Below are 20,039 nucleotides of genomic sequence, written 5' to 3' on the forward strand. Positions count from 1 at the left end.
AGATGTGTATAAGAGACAGGTGTATGATCCTGTGGCGCAGAGTTTGACTGCCTGCACGGTGACCGGGAGCAAGAAGGCTGTCTGGCATGTGATGCCGTTGCGGGATGGCCGGGCTGTGTTGTTGTGCGGAGAGAGTGCTGGGGATGTGGCGGATGGGGAGGCTGCCATGGGGAGTGTGTGTTTGTATGAGGATGGGAAGGTGGTTGAGAAGATGGGTTCCTTTTTGTGGCTGGCCGGGTGTGTGGAGAGGGAGGATGGGCGTGTGGTGTTGTTGTATTTTGGTTTTGGCGGTTGGGGCGAGTTTGTATGGGATTTGGAGGATGGCAAGACGATCGAGAGCAAGGTGACGGTGAATGGGTTTTGGCCGAGGAAGTGGAAGTGGTGCGGGTGGCGCAGCGGGGGGATGGATATGGTGAATTTTTTGTCCGGTGCCGTGGGGAGAGGCGTTGATCAGGTTTGGACGGCGGCAGAGATGGGTGGGATGAAGTGGAGGGTGCTGAGGTTGAGTTATAAGACGTATGGGGGGGCCGGATTGCCGTATGAGAGGGCGGTGACGGATGTGTGGAGCAGGGGGATGTTTGGGGGAGGGTGCGGGTGGCCGAGTGCTGTGGCGATGCACCAAGGGAGGTTGTGGCTGGCCGGGACGGCGGCGAATCCACAGACGGTGTGGGGGAGCGTGGTGGATGATTTTGCCAATTTCCAGATTGGGGACAGCGATGAAGATGCGATTCAGGTGACGCTGGCGGCCAAGGATTGCCACCGGATTGTGTGGATGGAGAGCGTGAATGATTTGTTGATTGGTTCCACGGCCCAGGTTTGGCGGCTGAGCGGAGGCGAGGGCGGCGTGGTGACTCCTGATTTTTGCCGCGCTGCCGTGCAGTTGAGGGTGGGGTGCAGCCGGGTGGATGCGGAGGCGACGGATGGAGGATGCGTGTTTGTCCAGAGAGGGGGGATGAGGGTGAAGGAGCTGGGGTACAGTTTTGAGGCGGACGGGTACAGGGCCGCCGATACGACGACGTTTGCCGAGCATGCAGGCGGGCCGGGAGGGTTTGTGGGGCTGGCCGTGCAGCGCGTGCCGGAGGTGAGGATTTGGGGGGTGAGGGCTGATGGCGGGCTGGCTGTTCTGACGTATAATGCCGAGCAGCGGGTGTGCGCGTGGACGAGGCATGTGCTGGGAGGGGGCGGCAGGGCGTTGAGCGTGGCCGTGATGGATGGGCAGGATGCCGATGAGGTGTGGCTGGCTGTGGAGCGTGATGGCCGGGTTAGTCTGGAGCGGCTGGTGGAGGGGTGCGGCGTGTTCCGGGACGGATGGAGCCGTGGGGGAGATGCCGGGGCGCCGTATGAGTCCGTACTGGTTACAAATGGGCTTGCGTTTGAGCAGGGTGCGGGGGTAAAGTCAGGGAGTGTGAGCGTGCGTGCGCGGTTTGTCGCGAGCGCGGCGGATGGGGTGCGTGCAGGGTTTTGCGGGCGGTTGACGGAGTTGAGCAGGAGCCGGGGCGATGTGCTGGACGGCTGGCAGGATTTGACGGTGCCGGGGGTGTGGAGTGATGAGCTGGTGTTTGAGTTGCGGTGCGCCGGGGATGGCGATGTGCGTTTGCTGGGGTTTGATGTGCAGTTTTCAAAGTAGTTTATTGATAGATATTATATTATGGAATGGTTTCAGTTAGGTATGGCCGGTCTTCAGGGGCTGGCCGGCGCGTTCCGGGGACGCGCCGAGAGGGAAGCCGGGCGGCAGGCGCGGCAGACGGCTTATTATAATGCGTCCGCGCTGGACAGGGAGGCGGATGCGCTGGATGCGGAGAGCGCGGAGAATCAGATGAGGATGCGGGCAATGCAGGGGGTGGCCACAGGGCAGGCCGCCGCGCAGACAGCGGCGAGCGGCGTGGAACGGAGCGGGAGCGCGCTGGGGAGGGAGATGAAGGTTGCGACGCGGTTTGAGCAGGAGGTGAATGATTTGGCGGCGCGCAGTTTGCAGCGGTCTTCCGCCATGAGGGAGCAGGCCCAGATGGAGAGGTGGAAGGGGAGGCAGGCGGAGCGGGCCGGCAAGGTGTCCGGATTCGGGAGTTTGCTGAGCGGCGTGGTGCAGGGCGGCGCAACGGCTTTTAATGCTTTCAAGTAGATATGGATAAGTTTTCTTTGTTGAGCGGGTATCATGAGCCTGTGCTGGCTGATACGGGGGCCGCAACGGCTCCGGCGCGCGCGGCGGCGGAGATGGCCGGGGAGATGGGGGCCGGGACGAGGTTGCTGGCGCGGGAGGATGAGGAGAGGGCGCGGTTGCAGGAGAAGGCGGACAGGATGGCCGATGCGGGGAGTTTTGAGGATGTGAAGAGGTTGATGGAGGAGGAGAGGGGGGTATGGGATAATGCCGAGCTGGCGGCGGGGAATAAGCCGGGGAGGGAGGCCCGCTGGAATGCGCTGGTGAGCAAGAGGCTGGGGCCTATGTTCCGCAAGGTTAAGTTTAAGACGCCGGAGGTGAAGGAGCGGGCGCGGCTGTGGTATGATGCGTTTACGTCAACGGGCCGTATTGATGCCGGGCGCAGGGAGTTGCTGGCGAGTAAGGAGAGGGCTGCCAAGTCTTTCAAGGCGAGGTATGATTTTTGCCTGAGGGGTGGGGATTATTATGGCGCGAGGGAAGCGGTGCAGACGGCTGGCGCGGAGGGGGTGATGGAGCCGGATGAGCAGCAGTTGATGTTTCAGGATGTGAGTTTCAAGGAGACGGAGAGCAGGGTGCAGACGGCGATTCAGAGAGATCCTTTTCATGGGTTGGATGCGCTGGAGAAGTCGGGAGGGCTGGATGCGGTGAAGGGTAGGCCGGATGTGATTGAGGGGTTCCGGAAACAGGCGGAGGCGGCAAGGCGCAAGGCTCAGGCCGGAGTGGCTCAGGGGTATGTGATGGATGCGTTTGAGGGCCGGGAGTTCCGGGGAAATGATTTGGAGAAGGATGTGAAGGAGGGGCGCGTGGCCGTGGATGACGCGATGAGTTTGCGGGCGGCGGAAGAGCGGCGGAGGAAGGCTGTGGAGAAGATGGGGAAGGAGGAGGCGGAGTTGTACACGAGTCCGGAGGATTTTATGCGGGTGGATGGTTTGTTGCGGGGGTATGAGCCTGATTTGGATGTTGACGGGACGATGTATGCGGAGGTGGAGAGGGAGATTGCCACGTCCATGCTTTCCAAGACGACGAAGGAGAGGATGATGGCGGAGCTGAAGGATCTGGCCGTGGGGAATGTGCCCGCACGGTTCCGGGGGGCGGCCAGGGAAGCGGCGAGTGTGGTTGAGGGGATGGTGGATGGAGAGGTGTTCGGGAAGTGGAAAGAGACGCAGAAAGAGGGAGATTTTGCCGGGTATGAGAGGTCTATGGCGGCGGCTTATCAGGTGAGACAGGGGCTGGAGCGGTGGGTACGAGAGAATCCGGGGGCAAGCCGAGAGGAGATTAGGGCACAGGCTGAGAGGCTGGCGGCGGATGGTACAGGGGTGAAGTTGTCAGGCCGTCAGAATGTTCCGGGTGTGGCGGCTCCTGAGCCTGAAGTGAAGCTGAAGAGTGTTGGCGCGAGTGAGGTGCTGGATGAGTTGGGGGTGGATATGAATGAGCAAGGTAATGCTGCTCTGCTGCCTCCGCTGAATGGGGATTGGGGTGCTCCGGCTCAGAACAGGGAGGGATGGAGAAAGGTTCTGGAGGGTGTGAGTATGAAAGGGAAGGATTTGAGGCAGTGCCATGCTGCCGTATTCAAGGTTTTAGATGTGAAGTCCGCCAAGGATGTAGCGGCATTGAAGCGGGTGGTGGAGGAGAAGTGGGCGTGGGAGAATGGGGAGAAGTGATGTTTCTGGTTAATGTTTAATAGTTAAAAGTTTTTATGTTTGGTAATGATATTTCACAGGTAGCGGCTCAGGCGAGGGAATTTGAACGTAGCGGGAAGAGGGATAAATTTTTGGAAGAGAGCGCGAATGCTGTTTATGATGACGGAGAGGGCAGGCAGTTGTTCCCTGTGGAGATTGATCCGGCAATGGATCGGTATTTGCGGCAGAAGGGGGAGGGTTGGCAGGCTGACGCTTATCGGAGCTGGCAACGCGGGAAGATGTTGGCCGCCGATTTGAGGAAGGGCGGGGATGATCCGATGAAAGCGGAGAAGGAGCGCGTGCTGGGCGAAGAGAGAGCCAAGGTGCAGGAGTATGTTAATGAGAGGACAAGGCGCGGCATGCCTTTGTTTCCTGATGCATTGGCGTTTAAGAGTGCTCAGGAGGATGAGGCGGAGTATGCGAGGAGAAAGGATAAGGTGGATTGGCACCGGAGCGTGTTTAACGGGGATTTGAAGAAGGTGCCGGAGAGTGTGAAGAAGGAGTTTGAGGCGCAGTTTTTCCCGGATAATGAGCTGGGGGATGAGTTGCGAGCGCGGTCGCTGGTGCTGGGATGGGCGTTGGATGAGGGAGGATATACCGAGAATCAGGTTTCGGCGCGAAACGGGGTTCCGCTACTGGAACAGATGGCTATACGGCTGAAGGAGCAGGGGGAGCAGATTGATTTTAATAAGCCGGGGCTGACGGTGTACAGGTTTCTCAGCAGGCGGGCGCAGGAGGATGCTCATGCTGACGAGTTGCTGAAGGGGGCTGCCGAGAGCGTGAGGCAGGCTGTGCTGACGGGCGGGGACGGAAGACAGGCGTTGTGGGAGCAGAGGGGACAAATGGGAGAGGATATGTATAAGAAGGTGGGGAATACATTGCGATGGGTGAAGGCGGATGCGGAGAGGACAAGGCGAGGGCTGGAGCCGGTATTGCCGCGCGTGATGGAGGGGCTGGAGTGGGCCGTGAAGTATGCTGACGGGACGGCGAACCGGATTTTTCAGCCGGAGGGGATGGCTTCAATCCACCAAGCCCTGAAGGCGATGGATGGCCTTACGGATGCCCAGATGGATGCGCTGGCGGAGATTGTGCAGCGCAAGGGCGGGAATGAGAGGAGTTATATGGCGAATGTATGGAAGGCCGGGAACCGTGGCTGGGAGGATTTAGGTAATGGAATCAGGTCTTTGTTGCGCGGCGGGATTGCCGCACAGTTGGATGTGGCGGGGGGAGTGAAGGAGTTGTTTGGCGGGGACGGGTCTGCCCTGAAGGCTGACGCGAAGGCGGCGGATGAGTATGGCCGGAGGCTGGATGCTTTTCTGGCGATGGCGCAGGGGACGTACAGGCCGATTAACAAGCCGGAGTATGGGTGGTTTGGGAATGGGGTGCTGAGCGCGGTGCGGTCTGTGCCGATTACGGCGTTGAGTTTTTCCGGCGTGGGGGCCGGAGTGGCGGCGATGTCTTATGCCGGGGATAGTTACAGTAAGGCCGTGCAGGAGCGTCCAGATGGCGGCAGGCTGGCGAGGCTGGGAGGCGCGGCGGCGAGCGGCGCGGTTCAAGGGGCGTTGGATCGGGCCGGGGCGATCGTGGCAAAGGGAGTGATGGGGTTGAGATCCGGGAGCGCGTTTGTGGATAAGTGGATGAGCAAGTTGAGTCTGAGCCGTCAGGCGATGCGGCTGAAGAGTTCCGCCCTGCGGGCAGGGGCGCGTTCCGGCGTGGCTGGGGGAATGGTGCTGGGCGAGGAGATGACGACGGAGAAGTTGCAGGATTTGGCCGATCCTGTGATGCAGAGTTTGGCTTCCGTGATGGCCGGGGAGGCTCCGGGGATTGATTGGGAGCGGTTTTGGAAGGATTTTACGAACCGTGACCAGAATATGGAGTTGTTTGGTTCCGTGCTGGCGTTTGCGCTGGTGGGGGCCGGGGCGCGGTTTACGGCTGAGGCCGGGATGCAGCGGCAGTTGAGCCGGGAGTATGGGAAGCTGAAGCGGACGTTTGGTTTTAGCGATTCCCTGCTTGCCCGGATGCGGGCGGAGGAGAGTGACGTGGCGCGGTATGCGATGATGCAGGATGGGATTCAGGATTTTATGCGCCAAAATTATGGGAAGGAGGTGGACGGCGTGAAGGTGGGGCTGGGTGACGCGGACGGGATGAGGAAGCTGGCTGCCCGCGGCGGGGTGAGGACGATGGATGTGGTGGCCGCCGCTGAAGCGCATGCGGCGGAGACGGCGCGAGGGGTGGATGAGGTGCGTGTGGATGGAGCGGAGGTGCAGGAGGGGAAGGGTGCTGTGGTGGGTGTGAAGGGGCCGGAGAGCGGCGGCGTGAGCGAGGTGGGGAGTGGGCCTGTGCTGAGTTTTGAGCATGGGCCTGTGCCGGAGCGCAAGGGTGGAAGGCAAGTGGATGAGAAGGAGGCGATGAAGCAGTATGTGGAGGCTGTGAATGAGCAGTTGCGGGAGTTCGGGGCGAGTCCGATCCGCGAGGAGATGAATGAGTTTACGGAGGAGATGCAGTATGTGGTGGAGCTGGGGGACAGGCCGGAGTTTTATGATACGTATGATGATGCGTATGAGGCCGTGCTGCGGCATTTGGAGGAACGGGAGGATGAGGTGGTGGCCGGGCTGAAGAGCAGCTTGCGGCAGTACCGGGATAAGGATGAGGGGTATGTTGGGAGGGTGCAGGATGAAGCGAATGAGGAGATGATGCAGCATTTGAGCGATGTGGGGCAGGATGGGCGGATGAGTTTTGACCGGAGCAAGTTGAGTGTGCCGATGACGTTGGCGCAGTTGAAGACACAGGGTGATTTTATGCGTAAGTCTGCCGAAGGCCGGGAGAGGATTTATGCGGCGCAGATGGGAGTGGAGGCCGGGGTGGATGCTGCCCGGTTGCGGGTGTACGGAGCCAATGTGGCGCAGGAGTTTGCGAACGGACGGTATGAGGTGGTGAGCAGATTGTACCGGGGGGCTAATCCGTTTGACGTTTATGAGGAGTGGACGGAGGGGATGACGAAGGTGTTGATTAAGGATAATGAGTGGACGGTGGCGGAGTTTGAGGATGAACTGAAGCGGCTGGAGGGTGCAACGGGTGAGACGTTTTTGGCGACCGGGGAAGGGGTGGACAGGTTACAGGCGGTTTGCGAAGGGGTGAGCAAGGCGGCGCGAGCACATTTGATGGGGCACATTTCCGATGAGAGGCTGCCGGATAAGTTGCGGCGGTGGTTCAAGATGTTCGCTTTGTTGTTTGCCAAGTATTTTGAGTTTGCACAGGATGTGATGCTGGCGAAGAAGATGCTGGGCGCGGACGTACAGGGGAAGATGAGCGAGAAGTTTCGCCGCCTGTTGAATGATTTTGCCGGGTTTGACGAGGCGGCGATTGCGGAGCGCGCGAGGAGGGAGGAACAGGCGCAGATTGAGGCGGAGGCGATGGGGGATGTGCCGGAGATTGGAGAGTGGGTGGCCGGGAGGCTGCCGCACCCGAAGACGGCGGCTGAGGCCGGTTCCGATTTAACCGGAGAGCTGCAACGGATTTATGATGCCCTGACGACGACGCGGACGGCCAAGGGCAGACGCAGGAAGGATGGTACGCTGGGGAAGAGTTTTGAGCAACGGGTGGTGGCGCGTGCAGAGCAGTTTTTCAGCCGGGAAGGGCGTGTGTCCGATGTGCTGGAGGCGGCGAATGAGGCCGGGTTTGATTTTGCCGATTCCGGGGAGTTGTTGAGCGCGGTGTATGATAGCGTGGTGTATGGGTATAAGCGGTATGCGGCGCGAGGGGAAGGGCAGGAGGTGAGTTTCAGCATGGGGGACAGGGTAAGGCGCGTACCGATGGCGGAGGCCCGGCGTGTGGCTGATGCGTTCCACCGGGTGGAGGGGATGGAGCCTGTTGCTGCGGATGTGCCGGCAGCGTATGCTTCTGATTTGAAGGATGCGCTGGGGGATATTCGGGAACGGTATAGAGTGTTGCAGAAGGAGACTCAGGAACAGGGGTATGCGCTGGTGATGGGGGACGGGAAGCGGGTGCAGGTGGGAGGCAAGGGGTGGAGGGAAGTGAAACAGCATGCAGCCGATAGACGGGTTTTAGCTGCGTTAGCCGTGCTGCCGGAGTTGGCCGGGCGGGCTGAGTTTATTTATTCCGGCGAGAATTCAGATTTGAAACGTAAGCCTAATATAGCCAGATTTCATTATTATTTGACGAAAGCGGATTTCAAGGGGGCTTCCGATGATGGGAGTGCTGATTTGGCCTATGTGAATATTGCCGTGGCAGAGGGGAAGAATGGGGAGTTGTTTTATGATCTGGATGCTTCCACGGTGGAGGACGTAGATAGCATGAAGGGTACTTCCGCCACCCTGCAACGACCCCGCGTCCCAAACACGGGCGAGGCAGGGGATGGAGTACCCCACAAGGGAAGGGTAGCGTTGTTGAAGGAGTTTGTCAATTATGTTGACAGAGATTTAGCTGGACAAGGAAGAGAAGGGCGTGAGGTGAGTGTGCAGGATGTGGAGGCGCAAGGTGGTTTTGATGAGCATGGGGTTCTGGCTGCGGAGAATGCGGTGGTGGTGAAGCCGGATGGCGATGTAACGATGTCTGTCCGCGCTCTGCATGCAAGTCCTCACAGTTTCCGGAAGTTTGATACGGCGTTCATGGGCAAGGGCGAGGGAGCGCAGGCGTATGGCTGGGGGCTGTATTTTGCGGAGTCAGAGAAGGTGAACCGGGATTATATGAACTGGTTCGCGCAGGATAATGCGACATGGAAGTTCGGCGATGTGGAGACTTCCAATATGGAGGTGATGCATCAAGCCCTGTATGACAGGTTGTTGCCGAAGGATGCCCTGCCGGAGGTGAAGGAAGATGCGAGTGATATGATCTGGACTGTTCTCGGCGATTTGTCTGACGCCAGAGGGGATGAGGGAAAGATAGAAGCGATTAAGAAAGAGTTGCGCGAGGACATTCAACATTCCATGGAATACGGGAGTACGTACCACCAGACGCTGGAGAAGATGCTCCAGCTGCACGGCGTTTACCGTTCCCTGATTGATCTTCTGGACGAGATAGAGGTCAGGCCGGGCATGCCTTCCAATTACAAGGTAGAGTTGAATGTAGAGGATTCTGAGCTGCTGGGCTGGGATTACGTGGACGAGACGGTTCTTTCTTTGTTGAAGGATTCCCCGGTGGAAGAGGTGCGGTATGCTTTGGAACGTGCCGAAAGCCGGGCGGATTACCGCGGCGAAAACGTGAGCGGCAAAGATGTTTATCAGGAGTTGTTTGATGCTTTTTGGGATGGAGAAGATGGCACGAAACAGGAGGCACAGAAGGCCGCCAGCGTGTCTTTGCTGTCCAGCGATATTAAAGGCATCAGGTACGCAGACGGCTATACCCGCGGGAAAGCGGAGGAAGAGCAGACGTATAATTACGTGATTTTTGATGGCAACGATATTAAGATTACGGCGTTTGCGGATGAGAGCACCGGGGGAGAGTGGGCGGATTATGTGGATGGGTCGGCAACGTTTTCTATAAGGGAAAAGGCGGATATTAAGAAGAAAGCGGAAACTGAGGGCACGTTCATGAAGGCCCCGAATGGGAAAGAAACGAAGTTGACGGAAGACCAATGGCTTGCTGTGCGCACGGAGGCGTTTAAGAATTGGTTTGGGGATTGGGAGCATGACCCGGAGCAGGCCTCCAAGGTAGTTGACGAGAACGGAGAGCCATTGGTGGTGTATCATGGGACGCAGAATCGAGGCTTTACGGTGTTTGAGAAAAGCATGATGCGTTCAGGCGGCGCCAAGAAAAATAAGGGAAAGAATCTTTACGGAGACGGGTTTTATTTTGCCTCGGATTACTATACGGCACAGAGTTATGGAAGAAATATCCTCGAATGTTTTCTTAATATCAGGAATCCCGCTCCTAATGATTTGATGTTGGATGCGGAAAATGACGGCATCAGAGGCAGTGTGCCGGGTAGTGTCATTTTCGTCGCTTTCGATTCTACACAGATCAAGTCTGCCACGGATAACCGGGGTACGTTTGACAGCGAGAACCCGGATATTACGTTTTCTGTCAGGGGACTTAGAGCACTTGACCGGGAGTATTTGGATGCCGTGGAGAAAGGCGATATGGAGAAAGCCCAGCGCATGGTGAATGAGTTTGCCAAGGCAAAAGGGTATGTCGTAGATGATAGCTGGAAAATGGACCACAGGGCTCCGAGCAAGTCCGGCGATACCCCGCAGGAACGGCAGAAGAATGGGGAAGTCAGCCTACTGGATATGGCGGATGGGTTCGGAATCATCCCGGAAGAAATGATTCTTGATTCCTCCCGGAATCTTGAACTGGGCTGGGATAATGCTCACATGAATGCTTTGTCCGCCGTGAGGCGTGCTATGGAGCAAAGGAGGTCTCTTCTGGAAAAGGGGAAGAACAACAAGATACCGGCGATTGCCATGTACAGGGCTGTCCCCCGTGAGATTAAGGAAGGTGATTTCCGGGGCGGCGATTGGGTAACTCCCTCCATGGAGTATGCCCGCGAACACGGAGAGTCCAGCCTGGATGGAAAATTCAGGATTATTTCACACAGGGTGTCCATCAAGGATGTGTATTGGAACGGGGATGATATTTGCGAGTGGGGGTACGATGACGGGGTGAATTATGCCTATCGCAATACGAAGAATAACCGTAAGCTGCTGGACCCTGTCACTTATGATCTTGTAGAGGTAAGAGACGAGAATGGAGAGTATGAAGGGTACGATCCCGGAGAATGGGATAGCGAAAAGAAGAAGTTCTCCCTGATTCCCTACCGGTTTAATTATGAAGAGAGGGTTATACCTCTTTCCAAGAGATTTAATTCAAGGAATTCTGATGTATCTTTTTCCATGCGGATGATGCGTGGCGGGCAGAGTGTGTGGGATTATTTGACGGCTGTGCAGGGGCAGGCTTACGAGCAGGAAGCAAGGTTGTATGAAGCAATGCAGAAACGGCTGGAGAGCGCGTTGCAGGCGAACGGGTTTACAAGGGATGGAGTGTATAAGGATGAGCAGGGAAGAGATGATGAGGCTGTGAGGGAGCGGATGCTGGCCGTGATGGCCGTATGTGATGCCGTGGTGACGGAGCTGCCGAGGGATGTGCGCGGGGGGATCAGGCCGGAGGTTGTTGCTTCCTACCGGGAGGAGGTGATGGAGAAGAAGACGTGGAGGGGGAGGATGAATGCGCTGAGGCGTATGGTGAAGTATGTGGATTGGCATATTGTGAATGAAGGGAAGAAGAGCCGATTTAAGGAGTTTGAACGGTTTAGAAAATGGGCGGCGGCAAGTGTGGGCGAGAACCGGGTACGGCGTGGGAAGATGAATGCGGAGATTCAGAAGCGGCTGGATATGGTGGAGAGGGCGTTGGAGTTGGATGCGGATGAGCTGGAAACGGCGAAGAATACGGCTGAGAAGGTGGTGGAGGAGAAGGCATTGATTGGCGGGGCTGAGTATGATGAGGCGGTGGAGTGGGTACGTGCGCTGGATGCGTTTGGCGGGTTGTATGAGAGGAATATGCACGGGAGGCTGACGGCTGATTTGGAAAGAGTGCAGGCCGCGCTGGATGCCCTGAAGGAGATGTATGCTGCCGGGAGGCTGGCGAATGAGGCGTTTTGGGAGGATCGGCGTGAGCGTATTGCGGATTTGCTGGATGAGGCCGGGAAGGGGCTGGGGCGTGAGCAGCCGGTGAGCGTGAATGAGCGCACCGGAGCGGCGAAGCATGATGTGGGTGTGGGTAAGGGGATGCGGAATTTGGTGCGGGGGTTTGTGAGTTTTGAGAATTTGATGGAGGATTTGTTTGGAGAGGGGAAGGTGACGGAGTATTTTGCAGAGGGCATCAGGAAGGCGCGGCTGGAGTTTAATGATGTGCGACAGAGGCGAGTGTTGCGGTATTACGGTGCCTTGTACCGGATTGCGAGGCCGGAGGAGTTTTTGAAGAGGGCTGACAGAAAGGTGGATGGTCAGGTGAAGCTGGGCGTGAGGCGTGTGGTGGATGGTATGTTGAAGGATTTAAGCGAGAATCGGACTTGGGGGATTGAGGTGAAGATGCCAGGCGAGTTCAGGAGTGAGCGGGTGCGGATTGAAGAGGCGCGGGCGGTTGCGGAGGGTAAGATGGAAGCAGAGCAGATGCCGAAGTGGGCGAAGAATCAGAAGGCGATGGATGCCCTGAAGATGGCGTTGAGCGAGATTCCGGCGAAGAGCAGGAAGGAGTTTGTGAAGTTTTCATGGCTGGAGCAGGGCGCGGAGCTGGTGGAGATGGAGATGAGCGATTTGGAGGCGGCGTATTTGCTCCAGATGTCCGCGATGCCGGAGTATGAGGATAATCTGGAGGCGTTGGGTTTTGACGAGGCTGCGATTGGGAAGGTGAGGGATCATATTGATGTGCGGGCGTTGCGGGTGGCGGAGTATTTAGGGGAGGAGTATGAGCGGGGATATAAGGAGTATAATGAGGTGTACAGGAGGTTGTTTGGGTGTGATATGCCTAAAGTGCAGAATTATGCTCCGGGGTTTTTCGTGACGGATAATGCCGCTGAAGCCGTTGATCCGATGGAGTCCAGAGGGAGCGGATGGCTGAGTGTGGGGAGCATCAAGATGCGTCGGAAGCATTATGCGCTGCCGCGTGTGGTGAGTTGTGTGAATGCGTATTGGGCGCACAGTATGCAGATGGATCACTGGGCGAGTTTTGCGGAGATTATGAGGGATATGAAGGCGGTGTTGTTGAATGGAGAGCTGGGGAACAAGATTGATGCGGTGCATGGGGCGCAGGCAAGGACACATTTGACCAAGTGGGTGAAGGATTTAGAATTTGACGGTTCGCAGGATTCGGGCGGAGCCGGACAAGCTCAGCAAGTAGTGAGCCGGGTGTTGGGGGCGATGGCTCAGGGTGCGCTTTCATATAACCTGAAGACGTGTCTGAAGCAGCTCCCGGCCATGTTTTCCAGCATGGCGGATATGTCCCCCTCAGATGCCATGAAAGGGTTTATTGGGGCATTGGCGAATCCGGGACAGTTGGCGGAGGTTTGGCAGAGTCCGACGATCCAACAAAGGCTGATGCAGGGCATGAGTCCCGAAATGAGGCGGGCTTTGACGGCGAACAGGATGAAGGTGAGCATGCTGGGGGATGCCGTGGAAGCCGGGATGTTGCCGATTGGATTGACTGATGCGGCATTTACAACGTTTTCCGGGGGTATTGCGTATATGGCGGCCAAGAAGAAAGCCATGAAAGAGGGATTGAGTGATGAGGTTGTGGAGCAGAGGGCGTTGGCCGCGCTGGACAAGGCGGTGCGGAGGACAGCTCAACCTATTGAGACAGAGCAGAAGAGCCCTTGGGAGATTCATGCGAACGCGCTGGGGCGTATGTTTATGATGTTCCGCTCTGATCCGCGCAAGCAGATAGCGTTGAGTTATATGGCGATTGCGAAGTGGAAGAGAGGAGAGATTGGTATGGGAGAGGCTGCGTGGCGGTTTGGTCAGGCGTGGGTGGTGTACGGAATCATGAATCAGGTGATTGTGGAGTTTCTCAAGTGGGTGATGGGGCAAGGTGACGATGAGGAAGAGTTGGATTTGTGGGATAGGTGGAAAGGGTTTGCGGTGAGTGGAGCGATGGGGGCGTTTTCCGGTATTTTTGGATTGGCTGAGGTAATAGAGTTCATCTATTCAAAACTGGCTGGCGAAAAGTACATGAAGTTTAGTAATACGATGGTCGATCATGCTGAGGCGTTATGGAGAGGAGGAGAAGGTGTAGTGAGGATGTATAACGGTGAGGAAGAGGAGTATGGGAAGGTAATGAATCAGTTGGGAAGAGGGTTGAATGGTATGGGATTGTTTGCGGCGGCAGGAAGGCCGGAGATTGGAGCTGCGGTGCAGGTGATGGGGCGTATTGTGAAAGAGACGAAGAGTATGGCCGGAACATGGGGGCATCTGTGGGATAATGAGATGGCTAAAGCCAGAGAGCAGCAGAGATTGATCCAAGCGACCAAAAAAGAAGAGAAGGAAGAACGGAAAGCAAAAATGGAAGAGAGGAAGGAGTTGATGGCGCGAGTGAAAGGTTTGGATTATTCAAGCCGGATGAAAGTGTATCAGGATGTCGGACTGGATAAAGAAGAGAGGAAGTTGATGGAAAACCGGGTGAAGATGGATGGAGCTTCCGAGGTTGTGAAGGCTGTGAGCCGGGTAAAGAAAGATAAGAGGAAAGAGCTGGTAGAGAAGTTGAAGGGGACGATGAGTGAGGTGGAGTATGAGGAGTTTGTGACTGAGCTGAAGGAGAAGGGAGTGAAGTGGAAGTGATATGGCAGGTAATGCCATTTATAATGTCATTTTTATGTAATATTCTAATTGTAAATAATTAAAATAGTTCCCGCTCCGCCAAAACCTTTCTTTTTTGAAGAGCCTGCACTTTAACGGTGTAGGCTCTTTTTCTTTGCAAATCAGGGGGATTAAATGGTGGGGAATTATTTGCTGGTCTGACTGTCTTATTTGATATTTATCAAATTTGAATAACTTGGGCCCAAAACGCCGGTTAGAATGCCTAGCCAGCATTTGGAGAGTACAAAAATCAAACCCGCCGCACGTGTGGCCTGAACCAGTTTAATGATCTCCCTGAAGCTTTGAAAGAAAGAGGGTGGGAGATTCCGGCATTCATGGAAGAGTTCGGCTTGAGGCTGGCTGTTTCCGAGGACGGAAGCGGAAAGTTTTCAGATATTTTTATCCCGTGGATTGAATGTCCCTACGGGAAAGTTGGCGACCGTTTGTGGGGGCAGGAGGCTATTATTCACATGCCGCGTTGGGCTTCCCGGATTTTATTGGAAGTTGCGGAAATCAGAGTTGAGCGGCTTTTGGATATTACGCCGAACGGAGGCACGGATGGAAGGCATGGAATGCTGTCTGGCACGATGAAGAAACCAATGCCTGGTTTATGAAGGGGTGACACGGAGAAATCCGCGGGGTTGGCTTTTGCCCGGTTATCTTTCTTTCCCTTATGGGGAAAAATGAAGAGGAGCGGTTCCGCCGAACTGAATCCGCGGATGTGGGTTATTCAGTTCAATGTATTAATTATCAACGGAAAGATCAAATAAAAGAATATTTCGGTTACAGAGATTTCGTCCTGCTGGGCGGAGGGAATTGCCTCTGTTGCCATTCAGACAAAATCCGCTTATGTAATCAACTCCGTTTTACCATGAAAAAAGCGCCTTCCGGCAAGGGAAGGCGCTGGATATGAAAAGGTGAAAAAGAGAGGGGATTACATCCCCTTGTTTTTCATGGCTTCCGCCAGGGCGGCGCCCATTTGAGCCGGGGTTTTGGCAACCACAATACCGGCGTTCTTCAGGGCTTCCTGCTTGGCGGCGGCAGTACCTTTGCCTCCGGCAACAATGGCTCCTGCATGTCCCATGCGGCGGCCCTTGGGAGCCGTGGCTCCTGCGATGAACGCGGCAACAGGTTTTTTGCAGTTGTTCTTGATCCATTCAGCGGCTTCTTCTTCTTCGGAACCGCCGATTTCACCAATCATGATGAAGGCGTCCGTGTTCGGGTCTTCCGTGAAGAATTGCACGGCCTGCTGTTGGGTCATGCCGTGGACGGGGTCGCCGCCGATGCCAATGCACATGCTCTGGCCCAAGCCCATGTTGGTGACCTGCCAGACGGCTTCATAAGTAAGCGTGCCGGAACGGGAGACAATGCCGATTCTGCCGGGTTTGAAGATGTAGGCCGGCATGATACCGATCTTGCAGTTAGCGTTAGCGGAGGGATTGACAATTCCGGGGCAGTTCGGGCCGATGAGAGTTACGTCCTTGTCCTTCAGGAAAGTTTTCACCTTCTGCATGTCCTGTACCGGGATGCCTTCCGTGATGCAGACGATGAGCTTCACGCCCGCGTCCGCGGCTTCCATGATGGCGTCCGCAGCGAAGGGCGGGGGAACGAAGATCATGGAGGCGTTGCAGTCCGTGGCCCTTTTGGCTTCCGCTACAGTATCGAAGACGGGGACCTTGCCTTCAAAGAGCTGGCCGCCCTTGCCGGGGGTCACGCCGGCGACGACGTTGGTGCCGAAGTCCATGCAGTTTTTGGCGTGGAATGCGCCGGCGCTGCCGGTGATGCCTTGCACGACCAGACGGGTGTTCTTGTCAATGAGAGATGTCATTGTCGTAATAAATAGTGAGGGTTATTTGACTGCTGCCACCGCTTTCTGGGCGGCTTCGTCCAGGTTGTCGGCAGGGATGATGGCGATGCCGCTGTCTGCGAGGATTTTCTTGCCGATTTCCACGTTGGTGCCTTCCAGGCGGACGACGAGCGGGATTTTCATGTCGATGTTTTTCGCCGCGGCCACAATGCCCTGGGCGATGACGTCACAGCGCATGATGCCGCCGAAGATATTGACCAGAAGGGCCTTCACATTCTTGTCGCTGGTGAGGATGCGGAACGCGTTGGTTACCATTTCCTCCGTGGCGGAACCGCCCACGTCCAGGAAGTTGGCGGGTTCTCCGCCGTAGTATTTGATGATGTCCATCGTGGCCATGGCCAGGCCGGCGCCGTTCACCATGCAGCCGATGTTGCCGTCCAGGCCGATGTAGTTCAGATCGTACTTGCCGGCTTCCACTTCACGGGGGTCTTCTTCCGTTTCATCCCGCATTTCCATGATTTCCGGGTGGCGGTACAGGGCGTTGTCGTCAAAATTGAATTTGGCGTCCAGGGCGCACACGCGGTCATCCGTGGTGACTACCAGGGGGTTGATTTCCACCAGGGAGCAGTCCAGAGCGGTGAAAAGCTTGTAAACGTTGGTGATAAGCTTGGTGGCCTGGCGGAGCAGGGGGCCGGTCAGTCCCAACGCCACGGCGATTTTGAGAGCCTGGAAAGGCAGGATGCCCATCGCCGGGTTAATGTGTTCGCGGATAATGGCTTCCGGGCGGGTGGCGGCCACTTCTTCAATGTCCATGCCGCCTTCCGTACTGGCCACGATAACGGGGCATTCCCGGGCGCGGTCCTGAAGAATGGCGAAGTAGCATTCCTTTTTGAGATCCACGGCTTCCGCCACCATGATTTTGCTGACCAGCTTGCCGGCTTCCCCGGTTTGCTTGGTGACCAGAACCTGGTTGAGCATTTTGCCGGCAACTTCTTCCACTTCCTCCACGGACTTGACGACGTGGACGCCTCCCTTAAAGCCGTTCTTGAAGGTGCCTTTACCACGGCCGCCAGCGTGTACCTGTGCCTTAACTACGTATTGGGAGAGGCCCATGTTCCGGGCCGTTTGTGCTGCTTCCTGAGCTGTGGAGGCGGCAATGCCCTTGGGGGTTGCCACGCCAAAACGCTCAAAGAGTTGTTTTGCTTGATATTCGTGAATGTTCATGACAGTGGGCCGTTTGGCCAAATGTTTGCGGAAGAAAGGCTAGGCCTATTTTTGGTGTCGGTCAAGGGAGAATGGTTTGGTCTTTTGATTTTTTGTCCGGAGGCGCCGTGAAGTTCCGTCGGAAATCAAAGAGGACAGAAGGCTTGACTGCGTGCTTAAAGATTGTGAAACTCCCTTCCCGTTTTTCTGTAGAGACCTTTTATGAAAATTTACCGTCCTTCCGATACCTGCTTTGACGAGATGAAGCGCCGGATGAACCGCCGCGCACTCCCGGAGGATTCCGTAAGGGATACCGTGAACGCTATTATCCGGGATGTTTCCGCGCGCGGAGATGAAGCCCTGTTTGATTATGCCGCCAGATTTGACAAAGCGCATCTGGATTCTTCCTCCCTGTTCGTAACGGAGGCAGAACTGGCGGAAGCGGAGGCCATGGTGGAGAAGTCTGTGAAGGAGGCCATTGCCGTTTCTCTGGCAAACATCCATTATTTTTCAGACCGCAGCCGCAGGCGGGACTGGTCCGGCGTGAATGCGCAGGGCGTGGAGGTAGCGGAGCGGTTCCTTCCGTACGACCGAGTGGGCATTTATATCCCCGGAGGTAAAGCACCTCTGGTGTCCACTTCCATCATGACGGGCGGTTTTGCTCAGGCCGCCGGCGTGCGGGAGATTGTGGCCGCCACGCCCTGCGGGCCGGACGGCCGGGTGAATCCCGCGCTTTTGTATGCGCTGAAAGCCTCCGGCGCAACGGAGATTGTCAAGATAGGGGGCGCCCAGGCGATAGCCGCCCTTGCGCTGGGGACGGAGAGCGTGCAACCGGTGGAGAAGATTTTTGGCCCCGGCAACCGTTTTGTAGTGGAGGCCAAGCGTCAGTTGGTGGGGGCTGTTGCCATTGATTTGCTGCCCGGCCCCAGTGAAGTAATGGTGCTGGCGGATGATACTGCGGATGCGGAGTTCCTTGCTGCCGACCTGCTGGCGCAGGGCGAGCATGGCCCGGACAGCGTAGTTGTTTTTGTCACCACATCGGAAGCGTTATTGGAGCAGGTGGAGGCGGAAGTGGAACGCCAGGCTGCCCTGCTGAGCCGCGGGTCCATCATCCGGGAGGTGCTGGACAAGCATGCCTACGGTTTTCTGGTTTCTTCCATTCAGGAAGGGGTGGAACTGGTTAATGCCTTTGCGCCGGAGCATTTGGTGCTCGTCACGCGGGATGAAGAAGCCGTGCTGGATGGCATCAGGACGGCGGGAGCCATTTACGCTGGCTCCCTTTCTACTGTAGCCTGCGGGGATTTTTTGGCGGGCCCCAGCCATACGCTGCCTACCGGCGGCGCCGGCAAGTCTTTTTCCGGCTTGCGGGCGGATCAGTTCCAGCGCCGCACCAGCGTGGTGCGCATGGACCGGAATGCCGTGCTGAACTCCGCCCCGTATGTGGCAGAGTTCGCCCGGGTGGAGGGGCTGGACGCCCATAACCACTCCATTCAGGTGCGCGCCGCCCGTGTGGACCGGTAATCCCGGATTTTTTTCAATTCTCTCCATGATGCAACAGCGGGGAATCAGGGAACGGTTGCCAATTGCAGCAGGTCTCCTTGTTGCCGGATATGGCGGTAGGGGCGTTTCCCGGCATCATGGGGGTGGAGTGGCGCCGGCTGTTGAGAGCATGATAGCCGGCTTGCCGATTTGTTGGCGAGATTCGTTGGGATGGAGCGTCCGCGGGAGGGGCGGATTCATCCATTTGCTCGGAAATCCCGCGTAATCGTTTCACCGCATTCCGCATGTTCAAGTCCCTCATCCGCACATTTGCCATTGTGGCGGCCTTCATCGCGGGGTACATGATGCCCGGTCTGCATGTGTACAGCTGGACGTTCAAGTGGATGCTGATTGTGATGCTGTTCGTAACCTTTCTGGGCATCCGCTTCAAACGCATGAAGCCGGAACGGGCTCACTGGCTCCTGACGGGGGCTAATCTCATGGTCGCCCTGGCGGCATGGGGTGTGTGCCGCCTTGTTTTTGGGGATGGGTATCTGGCTCAGGCCGCTTTTTTCGTAGGCATCATGCCTACAGCCACGGCGGCTCCCGTGGTGATGGGGCTGCTGGGCGGCAGCGTGGAGTTTATGCTGACCGCCCTTTTGCTGATTAACGGTATTATCTGCGCCCTGCTGCCTTTCATCCTGCCGGCGGTTGTGGGGCGGGGCGGTTTTGAGATTTACCTGAACGTGGCCCAGAATATTTCCCTGGTCATGTTGCTTCCCCTGGCCCTGGCGCTGGCGGCGCGGCGTTTTTATCCGCGCGCGATTGCCTGGCCCAGGAAGTTGAAAGACGTCACCTTTGGCATTTGGGTGGTGATTCTGGTTTTGATAGCCGCAAACGCTTCTTATGATATTTCCTCCCGTGAGGGCATTTCGGAACGTGTTTTGGAACAGATTGGCGTGATTGCCCTGCTGGTTTGCGGGCTCAATTTCGGGCTGGGGCATTTGCTGGGGGGGCGCACGCGCGCTGCGGAGTGCAGCCAGGCGCTGGGCCAGAAGAATACCACCCTGTCCATTTATCTGGCTTTGACGTATGCCAGCCCCATTGCCGCTCTTGGCCCTACATTTTATGTACTGTGGCATAATTTATGGAATGCCTGGCAGTTGTACCGGGCGTCCGAACGAAAGCGCAGGGATGGATAAGGGATGAGCCAACCGGTCCGGCGGAGGCGTCCGGCAGAGTTATAGGGGTGTCCATAGCCGGAAAGAACGGGTGGGAGGGGCTTTTGATACGGTTCCCAATGACGGCCGGCAGACTGTTGATGGTTCTTTTTTATCCACGGTCAGAAACGGCAGAGGATTGCTCCCCGTGCAAAAAGCTTGAAATTCAGGGAACGCCCGGTAACGTTATGC

The 20,039-nt window shown here is 56.7% G+C and carries 8 protein-coding genes; 6 read left to right on the forward strand and 2 right to left on the reverse strand.

Annotation, left to right across the window (positions count from 1 at the left end; genetic code table 11):
- Positions 1–1,648 precede the first annotated feature (1,648 nt).
- The 4 genes from CI070_RS02770 (at position 1,649) to CI070_RS02785 (ending at position 14,752) form a co-directional block, all read left to right on the forward strand.
- Complete coding sequence (locus tag CI070_RS02770) at positions 1,649–2,119, forward strand: hypothetical protein (protein WP_094153260.1); 471 nt, start codon at positions 1,649–1,651, stop codon at positions 2,117–2,119.
- A 2-nt stretch (positions 2,120–2,121) separates the two neighbouring features.
- On the forward strand, positions 2,122–3,816 hold the full coding sequence (locus CI070_RS02775) for a hypothetical protein (RefSeq protein WP_094135407.1): 1,695 nt from the start codon (positions 2,122–2,124) through the stop codon (positions 3,814–3,816).
- 35 nt (positions 3,817–3,851) lie between these two features.
- Positions 3,852–14,120, forward strand: a complete 10,269-nt coding sequence (locus CI070_RS02780; RefSeq protein WP_094135408.1) for an ADP-ribosyltransferase-containing protein — start codon at positions 3,852–3,854, stop codon at positions 14,118–14,120.
- Positions 14,121–14,473: 353 nt separating this feature from the next.
- A complete protein-coding gene (locus CI070_RS02785) occupies positions 14,474–14,752 on the forward strand; it encodes a hypothetical protein (protein WP_094153252.1) in 279 nt (92 codons plus the stop codon).
- A gap of 320 nt (positions 14,753–15,072) precedes the next feature.
- Here the strand turns inward: CI070_RS02785 and sucD are convergent, their stop codons facing one another.
- Together sucD and sucC are read right to left on the reverse strand one after the other, a co-directional pair.
- Complete coding sequence (gene sucD, locus CI070_RS02790) at positions 15,073–15,966, reverse strand: succinate--CoA ligase subunit alpha (protein WP_094135410.1); 894 nt, start codon at positions 15,964–15,966, stop codon at positions 15,073–15,075.
- A gap of 21 nt (positions 15,967–15,987) precedes the next feature.
- Complete coding sequence (gene sucC, locus CI070_RS02795) at positions 15,988–17,169, reverse strand: ADP-forming succinate--CoA ligase subunit beta (RefSeq protein WP_094135411.1); 1,182 nt, start codon at positions 17,167–17,169, stop codon at positions 15,988–15,990.
- Between the two features lie 201 nt (positions 17,170–17,370).
- On the opposite strand from sucC, the gene hisD reads away from it, so the two are divergent.
- Both hisD and CI070_RS02805 read left to right on the forward strand, forming a co-directional pair.
- A complete protein-coding gene (hisD, locus tag CI070_RS02800) occupies positions 17,371–18,669 on the forward strand; it encodes a histidinol dehydrogenase (RefSeq protein WP_094135412.1) in 1,299 nt (432 codons plus the stop codon).
- Between the two features lie 263 nt (positions 18,670–18,932).
- Positions 18,933–19,829, forward strand: a complete 897-nt coding sequence (locus CI070_RS02805; RefSeq protein WP_094135413.1) for a bile acid:sodium symporter family protein — start codon at positions 18,933–18,935, stop codon at positions 19,827–19,829.
- Positions 19,830–20,039 lie beyond the last annotated feature (210 nt).

Source organism: Akkermansia muciniphila (assembly GCF_900184965.1).
Taxonomy (GTDB): domain Bacteria; phylum Verrucomicrobiota; class Verrucomicrobiia; order Verrucomicrobiales; family Akkermansiaceae; genus Akkermansia; species Akkermansia muciniphila_A.